This is a genomic window from Luteimonas flava (assembly GCF_036584485.1).
GTDB lineage: Bacteria > Pseudomonadota > Gammaproteobacteria > Xanthomonadales > Xanthomonadaceae > Luteimonas > Luteimonas flava.
Genome location: NZ_JAZHBM010000077.1, coordinates 1 through 282, shown reverse-complemented (window position 1 = coordinate 282; position 282 = coordinate 1). Strand labels below are relative to the sequence as shown.

General features: G+C 63.1%; 1 protein-coding gene. It reads right to left on the bottom strand.

The features are described from left to right. On the bottom strand, window positions 1-282 hold a 282-nt coding region (locus tag V3391_RS17750; protein ID WP_332079774.1), incomplete at both ends, for a hypothetical protein.

The following is a 282-nucleotide window of genomic DNA, read 5'->3' as shown; positions in this document are numbered from 1 at the left end:
GAACTCATTCTGCGAGACCCAGCTGATGGCGGTCGCGGCTGGCACCAGCGCGGTCGAGACCACGTCGGTTTTTTCGTAGCGCAGACCGAGGGCCGTGCGGATCGGCAGTGCGGTATCCCAGTCGGTGTTGAACTGGACGAACGCCGCCTTGGTTTTCTCGCCGGTGCGGGCATCGTTGTCGAAGGTGCTCTTCGGCAGGTACAGCGCCGGCAGGCCGGACGCGGTCGCCGCGATCTGACGCACCTGGGCAAAGTTGAAGGTGTAGAACTGGTTGAACAGGTT